This is a genomic window from Bacillus cereus group sp. BfR-BA-01331 (assembly GCF_022663915.1).
Classification (GTDB): Bacteria; Bacillota; Bacilli; order Bacillales; family Bacillaceae_G; genus Bacillus_A; species Bacillus_A mycoides.
In genome coordinates, this window is sequence record NZ_JAKUGJ010000114.1 from 1 (window position 1) to 1,226 (window position 1,226).

Sequence of the window (1,226 nt, forward strand, 5' to 3'; positions counted from 1 at the left end):
GATGGGGCGCTGTATGCGATGAAAGTCGCACGTACAGTGCTAAGCGGGGGAAAAGATGGAGATAACTTCAAAGTCTTACCTATCGCAACTATTAGAAAGTGAGATTAGCAGTTGATTAAAAAGAAAAAGACTAAACCTCTTAAAAATAAACAAAAAGTGAAAGTACAGAAAAAGAGGAAACCGAAGATTAAGAGCAAGCCGATCACGATTGATGGTATATAGTTTGATTCTAAAACTGAGTCGGAGTATTACATGTACGTGAACTACCCGCCACTTAACGTCCTAACGGACTGTTTGAAGTGGGGGCTTCTCGGTTAGTCGTTACTTTTGATAGCTAACGAATTCGTCCTAAGACAGCCGAGCTAACTCCCTTGTTCCAAAGGTTATTTTATTGCTATTTACGCTAACACTAATAGACGTATTGCTTCATTTTTGATATTGATAGCTGCGTTATAATCTCTATCGAGATTTACACCGCATATACAAGAATATACTCGTTCAGACAATGACATGTTTTTTACATTTCCACAACTGCTACATGTTTTTGTGGAAGGAAACCATTTGTCTATTTTCATAAGTTGTTTTCCTTGTTCGTATAGTTTATAAGCTAAAAAAGAAGTGAACATTCCCCAACTATTGTCAGCGACACTTTTTCCAAAATGAAGTGCTTGCGACATTCCTTTCATGTTTAGATCTTCAATAGCTACAACATCAAAATGAGTAGCCAACTCTTTAGACTCATGATGAAGGAAATTCTTACGTTGGTTAGCTACTTTCTCATGTAACTTAGCTACACGAATACGTTGTTTATTCCAACGCTCAGACCCTTTATTGCGTCTTGCTAATACTCGTTGTGCCTTTGCTAATCGGTCTAACATGTTACGATAGAACTTAGGATAATTGGCTTTCTCACCCTCAGAACTAACATATAATCCATCCATCGCAAAGTCTAATCCAACAACTGTTTCTACTTCTTTTTGTACAACCTCTTTTTCGTATTCAGTCAAGATGGACACATAGTATTTACCAGTAGGTGTCATAGAAATCGTACATGACTTGATTATATAATCTTGTGGTATCTCTCTATGCTGTTTGATACGTACCATTTTCAGTTTTGGCAATTTGATATGACCATTAAGCAACATAATATTTCCGTTTACTACATTCGTTGTATAAGACTTTCTGTCTTTTTTACTTTTGAATGTTGGGAAGTCATTTTGACCACT

1 protein-coding gene is annotated in these 1,226 nt (G+C 36.5%); it reads right to left on the bottom strand.

The window, feature by feature from the left end; all coding sequences use genetic code 11:
* Positions 1-398: 398 nt before the first annotated feature.
* Positions 399-1,226 (bottom strand): RNA-guided endonuclease InsQ/TnpB family protein (locus tag MR155_RS31130; protein WP_242312110.1); only part of this gene is annotated, 828 nt, incomplete at its 5' end.